At 62.6% G+C, this 15,295-nt stretch carries 15 protein-coding genes; 11 read left to right on the plus strand and 4 right to left on the minus strand.

Translation table 11 applies throughout. The features are described 5' to 3' along the window. Positions 1-131 precede the first annotated feature (131 nt). Genes PQU92_RS10730 through PQU92_RS10740 form a run of 3 tightly spaced genes read left to right on the plus strand, consistent with a single transcriptional unit; the run spans position 132 to position 3,177 of the window. Positions 132-1,067 (plus strand): ABC transporter substrate-binding protein, encoded by a 936-nt coding sequence (locus PQU92_RS10730; protein WP_272748217.1) that lies wholly within the window; start codon positions 132-134, stop codon positions 1,065-1,067. Further along, on the plus strand, positions 1,067-2,236 hold the full coding sequence (locus tag PQU92_RS10735; RefSeq protein ID WP_272748218.1) for an acyl-CoA dehydrogenase family protein: 1,170 nt from the start codon (positions 1,067-1,069) through the stop codon (positions 2,234-2,236). Before PQU92_RS10730 ends, PQU92_RS10735 begins: the two co-directional genes overlap by 1 nt. Beyond that, complete coding sequence (locus PQU92_RS10740) at positions 2,233-3,177, plus strand: NAD(P)-dependent oxidoreductase (protein WP_272748219.1); 945 nt, start codon at positions 2,233-2,235, stop codon at positions 3,175-3,177. The genes PQU92_RS10735 and PQU92_RS10740 overlap by 4 nt, the downstream gene beginning before the upstream one ends. Before the next feature lie 54 nt (positions 3,178-3,231). Here the strand turns inward: PQU92_RS10740 and PQU92_RS10745 are convergent, their stop codons facing one another. Together PQU92_RS10745 and PQU92_RS10750 are read right to left on the minus strand one after the other, a co-directional pair. Continuing rightward, positions 3,232-3,885, minus strand: a complete 654-nt coding sequence (locus tag PQU92_RS10745; protein ID WP_272748220.1) for a peroxiredoxin-like family protein — start codon at positions 3,883-3,885, stop codon at positions 3,232-3,234. A gap of 80 nt (positions 3,886-3,965) precedes the next feature. Further along, complete coding sequence (locus PQU92_RS10750) at positions 3,966-4,802, minus strand: LysR substrate-binding domain-containing protein (protein ID WP_272748221.1); 837 nt, start codon at positions 4,800-4,802, stop codon at positions 3,966-3,968. 297 nt (positions 4,803-5,099) lie between these two features. Here PQU92_RS10750 and PQU92_RS10755 point away from each other — a divergent pair, with 297 nt between their 5' ends. The 8 genes from PQU92_RS10755 to PQU92_RS10790 all read left to right on the plus strand — a co-directional run bounded on the left by PQU92_RS10755 (position 5,100) and on the right by PQU92_RS10790 (position 14,152). Continuing rightward, on the plus strand, positions 5,100-5,882 hold the full coding sequence (locus PQU92_RS10755; RefSeq protein ID WP_272748222.1) for an ABC transporter permease: 783 nt from the start codon (positions 5,100-5,102) through the stop codon (positions 5,880-5,882). A gap of 2 nt (positions 5,883-5,884) precedes the next feature. Next, positions 5,885-6,778: an ABC transporter ATP-binding protein gene (locus PQU92_RS10760; protein WP_272748223.1), complete on the plus strand. Its 894-nt coding sequence runs from the start codon at positions 5,885-5,887 to the stop codon at positions 6,776-6,778. Further along, positions 6,775-7,380 (plus strand): cysteine dioxygenase family protein, encoded by a 606-nt coding sequence (locus PQU92_RS10765; RefSeq protein ID WP_272748224.1) that lies wholly within the window; start codon positions 6,775-6,777, stop codon positions 7,378-7,380. Before PQU92_RS10760 ends, PQU92_RS10765 begins: the two co-directional genes overlap by 4 nt. Then, complete coding sequence (locus tag PQU92_RS10770) at positions 7,377-8,603, plus strand: rhodanese-like domain-containing protein (RefSeq protein ID WP_272748225.1); 1,227 nt, start codon at positions 7,377-7,379, stop codon at positions 8,601-8,603. The genes PQU92_RS10765 and PQU92_RS10770 overlap by 4 nt, the downstream gene beginning before the upstream one ends. A gap of 9 nt (positions 8,604-8,612) precedes the next feature. Continuing rightward, positions 8,613-9,704 carry an LLM class flavin-dependent oxidoreductase gene (locus tag PQU92_RS10775; protein WP_272748226.1) on the plus strand — a complete coding sequence of 364 codons (1,092 nt, stop codon included), beginning with the start codon at positions 8,613-8,615 and terminating at the stop codon, positions 9,702-9,704. A 130-nt stretch (positions 9,705-9,834) separates the two neighbouring features. After that, entirely contained in the window at positions 9,835-12,417 is a 2,583-nt protein-coding gene (locus tag PQU92_RS10780) for a TonB-dependent receptor plug domain-containing protein (RefSeq protein ID WP_272748227.1), read from the plus strand. Next, positions 12,407-13,354: an ABC transporter substrate-binding protein gene (locus tag PQU92_RS10785; RefSeq protein WP_272748228.1), complete on the plus strand. Its 948-nt coding sequence runs from the start codon at positions 12,407-12,409 to the stop codon at positions 13,352-13,354. Before PQU92_RS10780 ends, PQU92_RS10785 begins: the two co-directional genes overlap by 11 nt. A 9-nt stretch (positions 13,355-13,363) precedes the next feature. Beyond that, on the plus strand, positions 13,364-14,152 hold the full coding sequence (locus tag PQU92_RS10790) for a class II aldolase/adducin family protein (protein ID WP_272748229.1): 789 nt from the start codon (positions 13,364-13,366) through the stop codon (positions 14,150-14,152). Positions 14,153-14,193: 41 nt separating this feature from the next. Here the strand turns inward: PQU92_RS10790 and PQU92_RS10795 are convergent, their stop codons facing one another. Both PQU92_RS10795 and PQU92_RS10800 read right to left on the minus strand, forming a co-directional pair. Next, positions 14,194-14,670, minus strand: a complete 477-nt coding sequence (locus tag PQU92_RS10795) for a hypothetical protein (protein ID WP_272748230.1) — start codon at positions 14,668-14,670, stop codon at positions 14,194-14,196. Positions 14,671-14,675: 5 nt separating this feature from the next. Next, positions 14,676-15,287, minus strand: coding sequence for a nitroreductase family protein (locus tag PQU92_RS10800; protein ID WP_272748231.1), 612 nt, complete (start codon positions 15,285-15,287; stop codon positions 14,676-14,678). Positions 15,288-15,295 lie beyond the last annotated feature (8 nt).

Consider the following 15,295-nt stretch of genomic DNA (forward strand, 5'->3'; position numbering starts at 1 on the left):
TGGGGTGAGCAAATGTCGTTTGCGGCCTAAAAGGGGATCAATAGTGTAGGAAATTATCAGCCTGCCGAGCCCGTCCCATGCCCCTATCCCATTTACATCGTCGTCACCTGCTGCTGGGGGGAGGGGCCCTTATGCTCACCGCCTGTGGGCAGCCGAAAGCTACCGCTGGGCCGGTAAAGCTGCGCGCCTCGATCACCGGCAAGGGTGAGGGCGATACGCGGCTGCTGTTTGCGCAGGCGGGGCTCAAACCCGAAGGCTACAGCGTCGAGTACAGCGAATTTCAGGGTGGCAATCTGGTCGTCGAGGCCCTCGCCGGCAACTCGCTCGACTATGGTTCGATGAGTGAGATTCCGCCGATCTTCGCGCTGGCCTCGCCGCATCAGAGTTTCAAACAGATCGCCGTGGCGCATGGCGACGTCAATAATCAGGTCGTGCTGCTGCCCAAGGGCTCGAAAATCGAGAAACTCGAAGACCTGAAAGGCAAGCGCGTCGGCTATGTCCGTGCCACGACCTCGCAATATTTCCTCATCCGAATGTTGCAGTCGGTCGGCCTGAGCTGGGCCGATATCACTCCGGTGGCGCTCAATGTCACCGACGGGGCGTCTGCCTTTTCGCAGGGGGCGCTCGACGCCTGGGCCATCTATGGTTTCCCGATCCAGCGCGCCATCGCGACCGAAGGCGCGCGCATCCTCAAGACGGCTTTGGGGATTTTGTCGGGCAACTATCTCGTCGTTGCCCATATCGATGCGCTGAACGACCCAGCCAAGGTCGAGGCCATCGGCAAGTATCTCACCACCATTGCAAAAGCCTATGACTGGGCGCGCGACCATCAGGACGTCTATGCCGAGGTGGTGGCCAAGGAGATCGGCGTCCCGCTCGACTATGTGAAAGATCAGTTCGTCCGCAAAAGCGACAGCTACCAGTTGCGCCCCATCACCGACGCCGCCATCGCCTCGCAGCAGGCCGTAGCCGATACCTTCACCGAGGCGGGCCTGCTGCCGCGAAAGATCGATGTGAAGCCTTTGTGGGACACGCGGTTCAACGATATTTTGAAAGGGCTGGTCTAATGGGGGTGATTGCGCCTTTGCGGCACGAATATGAGCGCGTTTCCGACGCGGTCCTGGAGCGCCTGACGCTTGATTTCAGCGCCACGGCGGAGCAGTACGACCGCTCGGCGGCCTTTCCGCGCGCTAATTTCGAGCGTCTGGCCGCCGAGGGTCTGATCGGCCTGACCGTGCCCAAGGCCTATGGCGGGCAAGGCGCGAAGCTGGTCGAAGGCTTGCGCGTGCTGGGGGCGGTGGCGAAGGGGGAGCCTTCGACAGCGCTGATCCTGTTCATGACCTATGCCTATCATGCGGGGCTGAAGACGTCGCAGTGGCCAGAGCATATCTACGCCGAACTGGCGCGCGACGCGGTCGCCGGGCGGGGCCTGATCGGCGGTTTGCGCGTCGAGCCGGAACTTGGGACGCCAGTGCGCGGTGGCTTGCCCAAGACGACGGCGGTGAAGACGAAGGACGGCTGGAGCCTGTCGGGATCGAAGATCTATTCGACGGGATCGACGGGGTTAGACTGGTTCGCCGTCTATGCGCGCACCGACGAGCCGGAGCCGCGCGTCGGCACGTTTCTGGTGCGGCCCGATGCGCCGGGGATCGAGATTTTACCTGCCTGGGATCATCTGGGGATGCGCGCCACCGTCAGCCACGAGGTCGTCTTTACCGACACGCCTTTGGCGGCGGACTATGCGGTCGATCTTCGCACACCGCGCGAATGGGCTGAGCAGCCCCCCGAAGCCTCGGCTTTTCTGTGGAACGCGCTGGCCATCTCGACCATATATGACGGCGTTGCCCGTGCCGCGCGCGACTGGTTGAAAACCTATCTCAATGATCGCGTGCCGACTAATCTGGGGGCGTCTCTGGCGACGCTTCCCCGTGTGCAGGAAAAGTTCGGTGAGATTGAGGCGCTGCTTTATGCCAACCGCATCCTGATCGACGACGCGGCGCGACGTGCCGATGCCGGTGATCCCCCGTCGGGCGTCGAGGGCAATACAATCAAATATCTGGCGACCGCCAATGCCATTCGCGCGGTGGAGATCGGACTGGAACTGACCGGTAATCCGGGCCTCAGCCGCCGAAATCCGCTGGAGCGCCATTACCGCGACGTCCTGTGTTCGCGCATACATTCGCCGCAGACCGATACCATCCTGACCGCTGCCGGAAAACAAGGATTGACCCTATGAGCCTCATCATCGCCTCGCAACTGGAGCCCGGCTTCAACGATAATCTGCGCCGTCACGCCAGTGCGCCGACGGTGATCGAGGTGCCCGACGCCGCGCCGTGGGACGCCGCCCGTCAGGCCGATGTGCTGCTGATTCGGCCCGGCCCGTCGTGGAAGGCCCAGCGTCAGGCACCGAAACCCGACCTCTGGCCGGGCAAGCTGAAATGGGTCTATAGCGCCTCGACGGGGGTCGATTTTTACCCCGACTGGCTGCTCGATGCGCCGCTGGTCACCTGCGGACGCGGAGTGGCGGCGGACGAAATCGCCGATTATGTCCTGTCGGCCATCTATCACCATGCCAAGAATCTGGAGGGCGCGCGTGTGCGCAGCCTGTCGGAGTGGCGGCAGATTCCGCTGGGCCGCGTCTCAGGTTCGACGGTCGGGATCATCGGTTTCGGTGCCATCGGTCAGGAAGTCGCCCGCCGTGCCCTGGCTCTGGGGGCGCATGTCACGGCCACGCGCCGTCGGGCGGAGGCCAGCCCGGTTGCGGGTGTAAGGCTTCTGCCGCTGGAAGAAGTCGTCGCCTCGGCCGATCATATAGTGCTGGCCTTGCCCGCGACGCGCGACACGCAAAACCTGATCAACGCACGCGTGCTGAACCGCGCCAAACCTACTGCGCACCTGATCAATATCGCGCGCGGCTCGGTCCTCGATCAGGCGGCTCTGGTCGAGGCGCTTGATGCCGGAAGGCTTGCCTTCGCCACGCTGGATGTGACCGAGCCGGAACCGCTGCCGGAAGGGCATCCGATCTATACGCATCCGAAAATCCGCCTGACGCCGCACATTTCGTCGAACTATCTGGCCGTGCGCGAGCGCCTGTTCGACAAGGTTTCCGACGATCTGAGCCGTTTCGTGCGCGGTGAAGCGCCGTCCGATATAGTGGACGCCGCCGCCGGTTACTGAAAAAAACCGGAGCGCGAGGCAGCACTCCGTTCAAGTTATTCCCTTGGTGTCGGCTCAGGCCGTAACCTTCGCCTCGGTCAACGCATTCAGAATCACGTCCGATTCCGTACGCTTCAGCCAGTCCGGGCTGACCTCGACGAAGCGCACACGGGCGTCCTTATCGACAATCAGAACAGTGGGTTGCGGCAGGGTCCAGCTATGGGTTCCGATCACTTCGCCGATCCAACCGGAAGGGGGCACGGCGGATATATCGTCGGGCTCGAAGGTAATGCCGAGCGCCTTACCGAACGCATTGTCGGTATCCGACGCCACGGTAAAGTCGAGCCTATGCCGCGTTTTGATGTCGATCAGACCTTCCGGAACGTGCGGGCTGACGGCGATCAACTGAATGCCCTGCGCCTTCAGGTCCGGCCACAAGGTTGTCTGATAATAGGGAAGGGCCAGATTACAGGCCGGACAACCGGCGAAGCGGAAGAAGACGAAAACCGCGCCATTCGGGCCAATATCGTTACGCGTGATCGTGCCGCCGTCGACGCTTTTCAGGGTGAATTCCGGCAGGCGCTGGCCCGTCTGGATATGGGCGGCGGCGTCATAGCGCGCGCTTAAGGCCGCGCGCTGGTCGATGTTTTTCTGAAGCTGGGCGGCGGGCCAGGTCCGTTGACGCTCGGCGTGCAGGGCTTCGAACTGGGTGGTCAGGCTGTCGGGCATGAGGGTCTCCTTACACCCGCAGCCTACCGTTCGAGCGATCGGTAAAATAATGAGTTCGGCCTGCCACGCATGAGGATTGTTTATAGTTCCCTGACGATCCGCCGCGTCAGATCGGCCAGTTTCTGTGCTGGGGCGTCGAGCGTCTCGGCGGTTTCCACCACGCAGGAAATCGGCGGTAGGGTCGGCAGGTGCCCGTCTTCGAGCGGGTCGAGATCGTGCAGGAACAGATGCGTGCGGCAGGTCACCGCCAGACCCGCCTGCACGGCGGCCTTCAGCGTCGAAAGGTTCGGTGTTTCGACCGCGATCCGGTAGGGAATTTCCGCGGCGTCCAGCGTGCGGATGGCGGCTTCGCGGAACCGGCAGGGCTGTTCGATAACCGCCAGCGGCACGATATTGCGCCGGGTCAGTTCGCGTGATCCATACCACTGCATCGGGGCGGTCGCGATGGCGTTGGAATCGCTGCCACTGGCAAAGCCCAGAATGACGTCGAGCTGTCGCCGTTCCAGCAGGGTTTGCAATTCCGCCGTCCCGGCGACCCGCGCATAGATCTGAGTGTCGGGGTGCAAACGGGCGAAGGTTGATAACAACCCGGTCAGCAGGGTGTCGGCAAAGTCCTGCACCATGCCGATACGCACAGGGCCGCTGAAGTGGTTGTTCGACACGGCGGCCACGGCTTCGTCGTGCAGGATCAGCACGCGCCGCGCATAGTCGAGCAGCAGGTCGCCCGCGGGGGTAAGCGTCAGACGTCGTCCGTCGCGGATGAACAGGGCCTGCTGCACCAGCTCCTCCAGTCGCTTGACCTGAAGGCTCAGGGCCGACTGCGTGACAAAGACCTGTTCTGAGGCGTTGAGCATCGAGCCTGTATCGACGATGGCAACGAAGCTACGCAACAGATTGGTGGGCAGGTTGACGGGCATGGTCATATCTCCGGACGATGCCGCCTTATGCCGGTAACGGCGTCATACGGACAAACCCGTATGTCTGTTGGTTGGATTTAATAAAACTAAAGTGAGTTCGATTTTCACAGTGTGTTGCCGCTAAGCCTTACAGGAAAATTGAACATATTTTTCATACAAGCAGATAAAAATACTAATGAAATCAGGAATGCCTGGCTGGTTGAGATTTGCTCATATATCGCGCCATTAAAACTTGATTGAATGAGTAGGAAATAATCGCCTTATTGACGAACCTCGTCACAGGAAAGGCCGATTAAAGTGAGCCTGTCGAAATCCATTACCCGATCCTTGAGCCGCGCGCGCTGGTTGTCGCCGCTCGCCCTGCTGCTGCTGTGGGAGGCCGGATCGCGCAGCGGCATCATCCCCGCCCGCACGCTGGCGGCCCCCTCGACCGTCATCGAGACCCTGTGGCAAATGGTGGTGTCCGGCGAATTGCCATCGAACCTGCTGGTCTCCGCCGGACGCGTACTTCTGGGCCTCGCCATCGGCGTCAGCAGCGGCATTATCCTCGGTCTTGTCTCCGGCCTGTCGCGGCAGGGCGAGGTCGCCATCGACCCCCTGATGCAGATCAAGCGCACCATCCCTGTGGTCGCCCTGACGCCGCTGTTCATCGTCTGGTTCGGTATCGGCGAAGTCCCCAAGATCGCCCTGATCGCCTTTGCCACCGTGTTTCCGGTCTATCTCAATCTCTATAGCGGCATCCGTGGCGTCGATGTGCGTCTGGTCGATGCGGCGCGCAGTTTCGGCCTCAGCCGTCTGGAACAGATCTGGCACGTCGTCCTGCCGGGGGCCCTGCCGTCGCTGCTGGTCGGCCTGCGCTACGCGCTGTCGATTTCGATCATCCTTCTGGTCATCGCCGAACAGATCAATGCCTCGGCGGGCCTTGGCTATCTCATCAACAATGCCCGCGACTTCATGCGCACCGACATTATCGTGGTGTGCCTGCTGGTCTATGCCGTGCTGGGCCTGCTGGCCGACGGCGCGGTGCGGGCGCTCGAAGCAGGGGCCCTGTCGTGGCGGCCCGCCCTAGTGGAGCAATAATCATGAACGCCTTTGTTTCCGCTCTGGGGGTCGCTGGTTTCGGTTTTGGACTGGCCCGCCCGCTGTTTCGTACTGAGGATATCCCTCAGGCCGCCTTTACCGGCAGCGCCGGGACTCAGCCCGTTGTTCGACTGCGCAACTTCACGCGGCGCTTCGGCGACAACGATATCATTAAGGATCTGAGCCTCGATATCGCGCCGGGGGAGTTCGTCTCGCTGCTGGGGCGGTCGGGCAGCGGTAAGACGACCCTGCTGCGGACACTGGCTGGGATCGATCAGCTTCATGCCGATATCGCCGGTCAGGAGATCAGGATTCCGCCCACGCGCGCCGTGGTGTTTCAGGACGCCCGTCTGCTGCCGTGGAAGCGGGTCTGGCGCAATGTGGCGCTGGGTCTGAAAGGGCTGGATATCCGTAGCCGCGCCGAAACCGCCCTGCGCGAAGTCGGCCTCGATCACCGGCTTGAGGCGTGGCCGCTGACGCTTTCCGGCGGCGAAGCCCAGCGCACGGCGCTGGCGCGGGCCCTGGTGCGCGATCCGCAACTGCTGCTGATGGACGAGCCCTTTGCCGCGCTGGACGCCCTGACGCGGTTGCGCGTCCACGATCTGGTCTTGCGCCTATGGTCGGTGCACAGGCCCGCCGTCATGCTGGTGACCCACGATGTCGATGAGGCGATTGCGCTGAGCGACCGCATTCTGGTGCTGGATCAGGGGCGCATCGTCGCCGAAGAGCGCATCGACACGCCGCGCGGTCAGCGTTTGGCCCTGACGGCGGACCTGCGCGAAAAGCTGCTGAGTTTCCTCGGCACCGGACGCATCGGCGATGACGCCGATATCGCCGAAGTCTTCGCCGATAAGCCGAATATTCCGTTCTCGCCGGACGAGGATTTCCGCGCGTGACGGTGCATACCGAAATCAAGGCCGGGCCCGATCTTTCGCGGTTGCGCCGCTTTGTTGCCGATCTCGCCGATGTGGTCGATCAGGGCGATGACGAGGCCGCCATCTTAAAAGCGGGCGAGGTTCTGCTGACACGCCTGATCGCTACGGATGACTGGCTGCCCGACGACTATGCCCGCCCCAATCCGGAACGATATCAGCAATATCTGCTCCATTGCGACAGCCGCGAACGCTTTTCGGTCGTCAGCTTTGTCTGGGGGCCGGGGCAGGCGACGCCGATCCACGATCACACCGTCTGGGGGCTGGTCGGCGTCCTGCGCGGGGCCGAACGCGTCGAAAGTTACCGCCGTACGACAACGGGTTTCGAACTGACGCGGGAGCCCGACGTCCTGCACGCGGGCGAGGTCGATGCGGTCAGCCCGACGGTCGGCGACATCCACCGCGTCTCGAACGGCTGCGACGGCGTCTCGGTCTCGATCCACGTCTATGGGGCCAATATCGGGGCGGTGCGCCGCGCCACCTATGCGCCGGATGGGACGCCCAAACCTTTCATCTCTGGCTATGCCAATTCCACTTTACCCAATTTATGGGATCGCTCCCGATGAGTTTTATTACCCCGCAAGAGGTGCGCACGGCGCTGCTTCTGAAACAGGAAATCGCCCTGATCGACGTGCGCGAAGAGGCCGAGTTCGCCCTTGGCCATCCGCTATTCGCGGCCCAGATTCCACTGCGCCGCATCGCCACCGAGGCCCACTGGCGTATCCCGCGCCGTGACGTGTTGCTGGTGGTTTACGATAACGGCGAAGGTCTGGCCGAACCAGCGGCAGACGGCTTCCGCGATCTGGGCTACGAGACGGTGCGCCTGCTGAAAGGCGGGCTGAACGGCTGGCGCGAGGCGGGTTACGAACTGTTCGAGGACGTCAATTCTTATTCTAAGGCCTTCGGCGAACTGGTCGAGCATCGCCGCCACACGCCGTCGCTCAGTTCACCCGAGGTCAAGGCACTGATCGATGAAAAGGCCAATGTCGTCGTCCTCGATGCGCGGCGTTTCGACGAATACAACACCATGTCGATCCCGACCGGGATTTCGGTGCCGGGGGCCGAACTGGTGCTCAATGCCGCCGCTCTGGCGCCCGATCCGGAGACGACGATCATCGTCAACTGCGCCGGACGGACGCGCTCGATCATCGGGACACAGTCCCTGATCAATGCCGGCGTGCCGAACAGAGTCGTGGCCCTGCGCAACGGCACGATCGGCTGGACGCTGGCCGGTCAGACGCTGGACAGTGGCCAGACGCGCCGCGCGACCTCTGATGCGAACGATGAGGCGCGCAATCGTGCCCGCAATGTCGCCTATCGCGCGGGGGTGAAACGCATCACCGCCGCCGATCTGACCGTGCTGAAGCAGGATACGCACCGGACGCTTTATCGCTTCGATGTCCGTCAGAAGGATGCCTATGAGGCCGGACACATCGCCGGTTTTGCCAACGTCCCCGGCGGGCAACTGGTGCAGGAAACCGACCACTACGCGCCGGTGCGCGGGGCGCGGATCGTCCTCAGCGACGACGTCGGGCCGCGCGCCGATATGAGCGCCTCGTGGCTCGCGCAACTGGGCTGGGAGGTCTACGTCCTCGACGGCGGCTTCGAGGGCGCGTTGCAGACCGGCCCGGACGCAGCCCCTGCGCCGCGCGGTCCCGAAGGCCGCTACCGCCGACCCTATGAGGGCACCGACAATAAGGCCGCCGCTATGCAGGCCTATCTCGACTGGGAATACGGCCTTGTCGACCAGCTGGCGCGCGACGCCACCCACGGATTCTATGTGATCTAGGAGATTGAAATGTCTGTAAAGTTCATTGGCTATATCGGCTTCAACAATACTTCGGAAACGACGCCGAACACCGGCCACAGCCGCGTGCTGGATCGCGACTATGTTGATGCGGCGGCGAAGGCGCAGGAAGCGGGCGGCTTCGATCGCGTGCTGATCCCGTTCGGCTCCAATTCCCCCGAAAGCCAGATCGTCGCGGCCCATGCGGCGGCGATCACCACGAAGCTGGGCTTCCTTGTGGCGCACCGTCCGGGCTTTACGCAGCCGACGCTGGCGGCGCGGCAGCTGGCGACGCTCGATCAGTTGTCGGCCGGGCGCGTGGCCGTCCATATCATCACCGGCGGGGCCGACGAAGAGATGGCACGCGACGGCGACCATACGATCAAGGCCGAACGCTATGCCCGTTCGGACGAATATCTCGACGTCCTGAAGCAGGAATGGACGGCACAGAAGCCGTTCGACCACGCGGGCCGCTTTTACAAGGTCAATCAGGGCTTTGCGGCGGTGAAGCCCGACAACCTGCCGGTCTTTTTCGGCGGCTCGTCCGAAGAGGCCATTGCGGTGGCGGGGCGTCATGCCGACGTCTATGCGACCTGGGGCGAGACGCTGGACCAAACGCGCGAGATCATCAGCCGCGTACGCAACGCCGCCGCCAAACACGGCCGCACGGGGCTCGGCTTCTCGCTGTCGCTGCGTCCGGTCATAGCCGATACTGAAGAAGCCGCGTGGAAAAAGGCCGACGAGATCGTTGAGCAGGTGAAGGCCAATCGTCTCGCCGCCGGTCTGCCGATCAGCGGTCACGCACCGGTCAATGTTGGGGCGCAACGCCTTCTGGAAACCGCATCGAGCGGTCGTCGCGACGGTCGTCTGTGGACCGGGGTGGCGCAACTGACCGGGGCGGCGGGCAATTCGACCGGTCTGGTCGGCACGCCGGAACAGGTCGCCGACGCCTTGCTCGACTATTACGACCTTGGGGTCGATCACTTCCTGATCCGTGGTTTCGACCCGCTGAACGACGCAATCGGTTATGGCCGCGACCTGATTCCGGTGGTGCGTGAGAAGGTCGCGCAGCGCGAGGCCCAGCGTCAGGCCCTCGCCGGGTAAGTATAGCTAAGTGAAGGCATAAGGTTTTCTGAATTTATGCCTTCTTCTCATGTCAATTTGGCAATACTCGTTAGAAATTCACACCGTGATTTGATCAAATATTGGCAAATTCAATGAATGGGGTGATTTTATGTCTGTAAATTTAAAATATAGCGTGTCGGTGCTATCGTTGTTGCTGGCGGGGGCGGCCCACGCGGCGGACGCGCCTGCACCGGCACCTGTAGCGGCAGACGATGCCGATATTCAGACCGTCGTGGTCACCGGCGTGCGGGGCGGCGTACCGCGCACCGTCGCCGACAGCCCGGCACCGATCGACGTCATCAGCGCCGAAAAGCTCGACTATACCGGCAATGCCGAATTCGGTGAGGCCCTGACCAAGATCCTGCCGTCGTTCAATTTCGGATCGACCCACGCGGGCGTCAATTCCATTGTTCGCCCGGTGACCAACCGCAGTCTCGGCCCGGCCTATACGCTGGTGTTGGTCAATGGCAAGCGCCGCCACAACGGCTCGATCATCACCAATGGCGGCGGCGATTCTTCCGGAGTCAATCCGGTCGATCTCGACCTGATCCCGACCAGCGGCATTTCGCGCATCGAGGTGCTGAAAGACTCCGCCGCCGCGCAGTACGGCACCGACGCCGTGGCGGGCGTCATCAATATCCAGCTCGATCGTCGTTCCGAAGGCGTGGTGGGTTCGGTCACCTATGGCGAACTGTTCGACGGCGGTGGCGATCTCGGCAACTGGAAAGCCGATCTGCACGCGGGTTACAAGCTGGGTGACAATGGCGGCTTCCTGCACCTCAGCGCCGATGCCCGTAAACGCGGCGGCGCGTGGTGGAACCCGCAGGCGACCGACATCAACCTCTACAGCTTGCCGACCGGACGCACGGTGGCGCAGGTGGCCGCGACCTCCGGCCTGAGCGAGGCGCAGGTCAATGCCAATATCGCCGCCGCCAATACCCGCAATGCCCAATGGAACCGCGACGGCGCGCACAACGGCAATCCGGAGATCGAGGCGTGGAACGTCGGCTACAACAGCGAAGTGCCGCTCGACAACGGCCTGATCCTCTATTCGTTCGGCACCTATGGCGAGCGCGATACGGCCATCGGCAACAATTTCCGCCGCCCGAACAGCACGGCCAATTTCACGGCCCTGTTTCTCGACGGTTATTACCCGCTCAACAATACGCACGAATATGACGTTCAGGTCGTCGCCGGGGCGCGCGGTCAATGGTCGGGCTGGGACTGGGACTATTCCGGTTCGTTCGGCAAGAACCGGAACCATCAGTTTTCCGAACTGACCATCAAGCCGTCGCTGGGGCCGACCAGCCCGACCTACTGGCCCGATCTGGCGACCTTCCAGTTTACACAGTGGACGCATAATCTTGACCTGACGCGCGGCTTCGACTGGGGGCTGGCCGAACCGGTGCAGGTTTCGGCGGGTCTCGAATATCGCATCGACCGCTTCCAGACCTTTGCCGGGGCCGAACTGGCCTGGCGTGCCGACGCCTATATCATCAAGAAAGGCGATCAGCAGTACGACTGGAACGTCGGTCTGGCGGCCTCGCCGGTCGTGCAGGCCGCCGTCGTCCTGTCGCCGTCCGATCAGGCCGATATCACGCGCAAGGTCAGCGCCGGCTATGTCGATCTGGCCTTGCAACCGACCGATAAGTGGTACGTCGGTCTGGCCCTACGCGGTGAGCATTTCAACGATACGGGCGACAGCCCCATCGGCCTGAAGGTCAATTCGCGCTACGATTTCAACGATAAATTCGCCCTTCGCGGCACGCTAGGGACCGGTTTCCGCGCGCCGTCCCTGACCCAGATCGCCTATGCCCAGACCGACGGGCGCACCGCGCTGGTCTTCAACCCCAATACCGGACAGACCGAGCTTCAGCCCAATGTCGCCAAGCTGGTCACGGCCAGCTCCACGGTCGGCAAGCTGCTGGGGGCCAAACCGCTGAAGGCCGAAAAGTCGTGGAATGCCGGACTGGGTTTCGTCTGGCGACCGCTGGACAGCCTCAACATCACGGCGGACGCCTTCTATATCAATATTACCGATCGCGTGGTGCGGACGGGCCGTCTGTCGGGGACGCAGGTTTCGGCTATTCTGGCGGCCAACAATCTGTCGGAGATTCAGGCCGTCGAATATTTCGTCAATGCCGTTGATACCGATACGGCGGGCCTCGACCTTGTGATCGATTATCGTAAATCGCTGGGGACGTGGGGGCGGCTGAACCTCAATGCGGCGTTCAACTACTCCGAAACCAACATCACCCGCATCATCGACACGCCGAAGGAGCTGAAGGACGCCAGCGGCAAGTCGATTCTCGGCGCGGGGTTCTATTTCTTCGGTGGCGACAAGGTCGGCGAACTGGAAGAGCTGCTGCCGCACGCCAAGCTGACGCTGAACGGCGCGTGGACGGTCGGCAAGTTCGCCACCAACCTGACCGTGTCGCACTATGGCCAGTATGTCCAGCGTCAGGCGGCGGGCGATGACCGGGCCTTCGGTGCGAAGACGATCACCGACCTCGATGTCGGCTATGTGGTCACCGACAAGGTGCGCGTTTCGATCGGGGCGACCAATATCTTCGACGTGCGCCCGGAACTCAATGGCCCCGGCAGTCCGCAGACCGGGCAGGGCTATTACGGCCCGTCGCCCTTCAATCCCAACGGCGGCTATTATTATACGAGGTTGTCCTATGCGTTCTGACCGTCGCACGGTCCTCACCCTGCTGGCCGGGGCCGGGCTCTATGCCTGCGCCCCCAAACCGCCCGCGCGCCTGAAGCTGGTCCTCGGTGATCAGGTCTATCTGCTGCGTTCGCGTCTGGAGGCCGCAGGGCAGTTGAAGGACGTACCCTATCAGGCTGAATTTGCCAACTTCGCCGGGGCCGCGCCGCTGCTTGAGGCGCTCAATGCCGGGGCCGTCGATACGGGGGTGGCGGGCGATATCCCGGCCATTTTCGCCGCCGCCGCCGGGGTGCCGCTGAAGATCGTCGGCGTCGGCAGGTCTTCGGCGCGCGATATCGGGATCATCGTGCCCAAGGGCTCGAAAATCGCCAATGTCGCCGGTCTGCGCGGTCATAAGGTCATCGTCTCCACCGCGCGGGGTTCGATTTCTCACTACCTGCTGCTGGCAGCGCTCGAAGAGGCGGGCGTGCCCGTCAATGAGGTCGAGATCGGCTTTCTGATGCCCAATGACGCTGCGGCGGCCTTTGCGGCCGGTCAGATCGAGGCCTGGGCCATCTTCGGCATCTATCAGGCCAAGGCCGAGGCCGAAGGCGCGCGGGTGCTGCGCACGGGCGAGGGGATCAATACCGGCCTCGGCGTCATCGCGGCCTCCGAAAAGGCGCTGGCCGATCCGGTTAAACGCACGGCGATTGCCGACTACCTCGTCCGCCTGCGCAAGGCCAATGAATGGTGCGCCGCCAATCCCGAGGCCTATGCGAAGATATTTGCCGAGCGCACAGGCGTATCGGTCGCGATCGCCCGCACCATCGTCGGTTGGCAGAACCCGCTGTTCCTCGCGCCCACCCCCGACATCGTCGCCCAGCTACAGGCCACGACCGACAAGCTCCACAGCTTTGGCGTTCTGGCTCAGCCCGTCGATATCGCCTCTATCACCGATCCCAGCCTCGCCCCAGCATAGGAGCTTTCCATGCCCGACACCCTGACCCATACCCCCGCCAAACTGATTTCGGACGCCGAATGGCAGGTCCGCAAGGATCTGGCGGCTTTTTACCGTCTGTCGGCCATCTATGGCTGGGACGACCTGATCTATACCCACATTTCGGCGCGCGTGCCGGGGCCGGATCACCACTTCCTGATCAATCCGTTCGGCTTGACCTTCGATGAGATTACCGCCTCGTCGCTGGTCAAGGTCGATCTGGACGGCAACCTCATCGGCGAACACGCCTACGGCATCAACTACGCCGGCTACGTCATCCATTCGGCCATCCATGCGGCGCGCGACGATGCGCATTTCGTCGCCCACTTCCATTCCCCAGACGGCACGGCGGTGTCGGCTCATAAGGAAGGTATCCTGCCGCTCAATCAGCGCGCCCTGTCGCTCATTCCACGCCTCAGCTATCACGACTACGAAGGTGTGGCGCTCAACCTCGATGAGCGTGAGCGTCTGGTGGCCGATCTGGGCGACACCAAGGTCATGCTGCTGCGTAATCACGGTACGCTGGCGCTGGGGGCGCATGTCGGCGAGGCGTGGTCGAATATCTACCATCTGGAATCGGCCTGTACGGCGCAGGTGCGCACCCTGTCGATCGGCCGCGACAATATCCTGATCGCGCCCGAAGAAGCGCAGGAAGAGGTCAAACGCCAGATGTCGTCGCGCAGCGGTGTCGGCACGCCGGGTGCGAAATCACACTACGATCTGGTCTGGGAGGCCAGTCTGCGTAAGGTAGATCGATTGCTGCCGGGTTATGATCAGTAAACAAAAAAGGCGGCAGGATCACCCTGCCGCCTTTTTCCATTTCAGGCCACGTCAGCCAATAGCGGCAGAAGCGCATGTGAAACGAGCGTTCGGACCTCGCCCCGATCACCGGCGATGCCCTGCAAGGCCGACAGACGTGCTTCGTCGAGGCTGAAATCGCGGCCGTCATCGGCCAGCGCTTTAAGGTATATTAGTACCAGTTCCGGGTGATCGCTGAGGAAATGCCGGTGGACCGTCACGACACGACGCGCGGTTGGACCTATGCCCACAATCACAAACTGATCATGGCCAAGCGCGCGGGCGCTGAATGCTGTTTCGCTCAGGGTTTCACGCAGCAGGTTGCGGATATCGTGGCGCAGACCCTGCGCGCGCAGAAGCGGATCGCGCGCTGTATTCAGATCGTTGATCCTGTAACCGTGTGCGGCGAAATCGGCAGACAACCGCGCCAGCAGCGGCTGCGAAGCGCCGAACACCCAGATAAGATCGGATGGAACGAGGGGAATGGTCAGGTGAGTCATGGTCATCAGTCGTGAACAGAGGTGAAACGACCTTCGAAGATGAAGGTTTCCAGAGGGCGGCGTTCGGACGGATATTCCTGCGTGTGGAAGGTTTCGTCGAGCTGGCTCAAGGGGGCGCGGCGGCCTATGGCCACGAAGGTCTGAGCTTCGAAATTGTCAGGCAGGTCGAGCACCTGCGGCGCAGCCTTGCGATCGAAACCGCCAATGGCGCGCGTCGAATAGCCGAGCAGATGCGCCTGATGCGCCAGCGCCGCCCAGGCGGCACCGGTGTCGAAGGCATGGCTGCCGACGGGCACGGTCTGGTCTTCGAACACGAAGTCCTTGCGCGAGACGACAGCGATCAGGGCCGAGGCTTTATAGGCCCATAGACGGTTTTTCGTATTGAGCAGGCCCAGCAACGCATCCCAACCTTCGCCGTCGCGATGGGCGTAGACGAAGCGCCATGGCTGCGCATTGAAGGCCGACGGCGCCCAGCGCGCGGCTTCGAAGCATGTGAATAGGTCTTTGTCGCCGATCGGCTCGCCGGTCAGGGCGCGCGACGACCAGCGGTCGGTGAAGACAGGATCGACCGCGTGTTCGGCGCGGCGGGTAGGCAGGGGTGTGGAATCCAAGGGCATGAGGCCTC

It is taken from the genome of Asticcacaulis aquaticus, assembly GCF_028550415.1.
Lineage (GTDB): Bacteria > Pseudomonadota > Alphaproteobacteria > Caulobacterales > Caulobacteraceae > Asticcacaulis > Asticcacaulis aquaticus.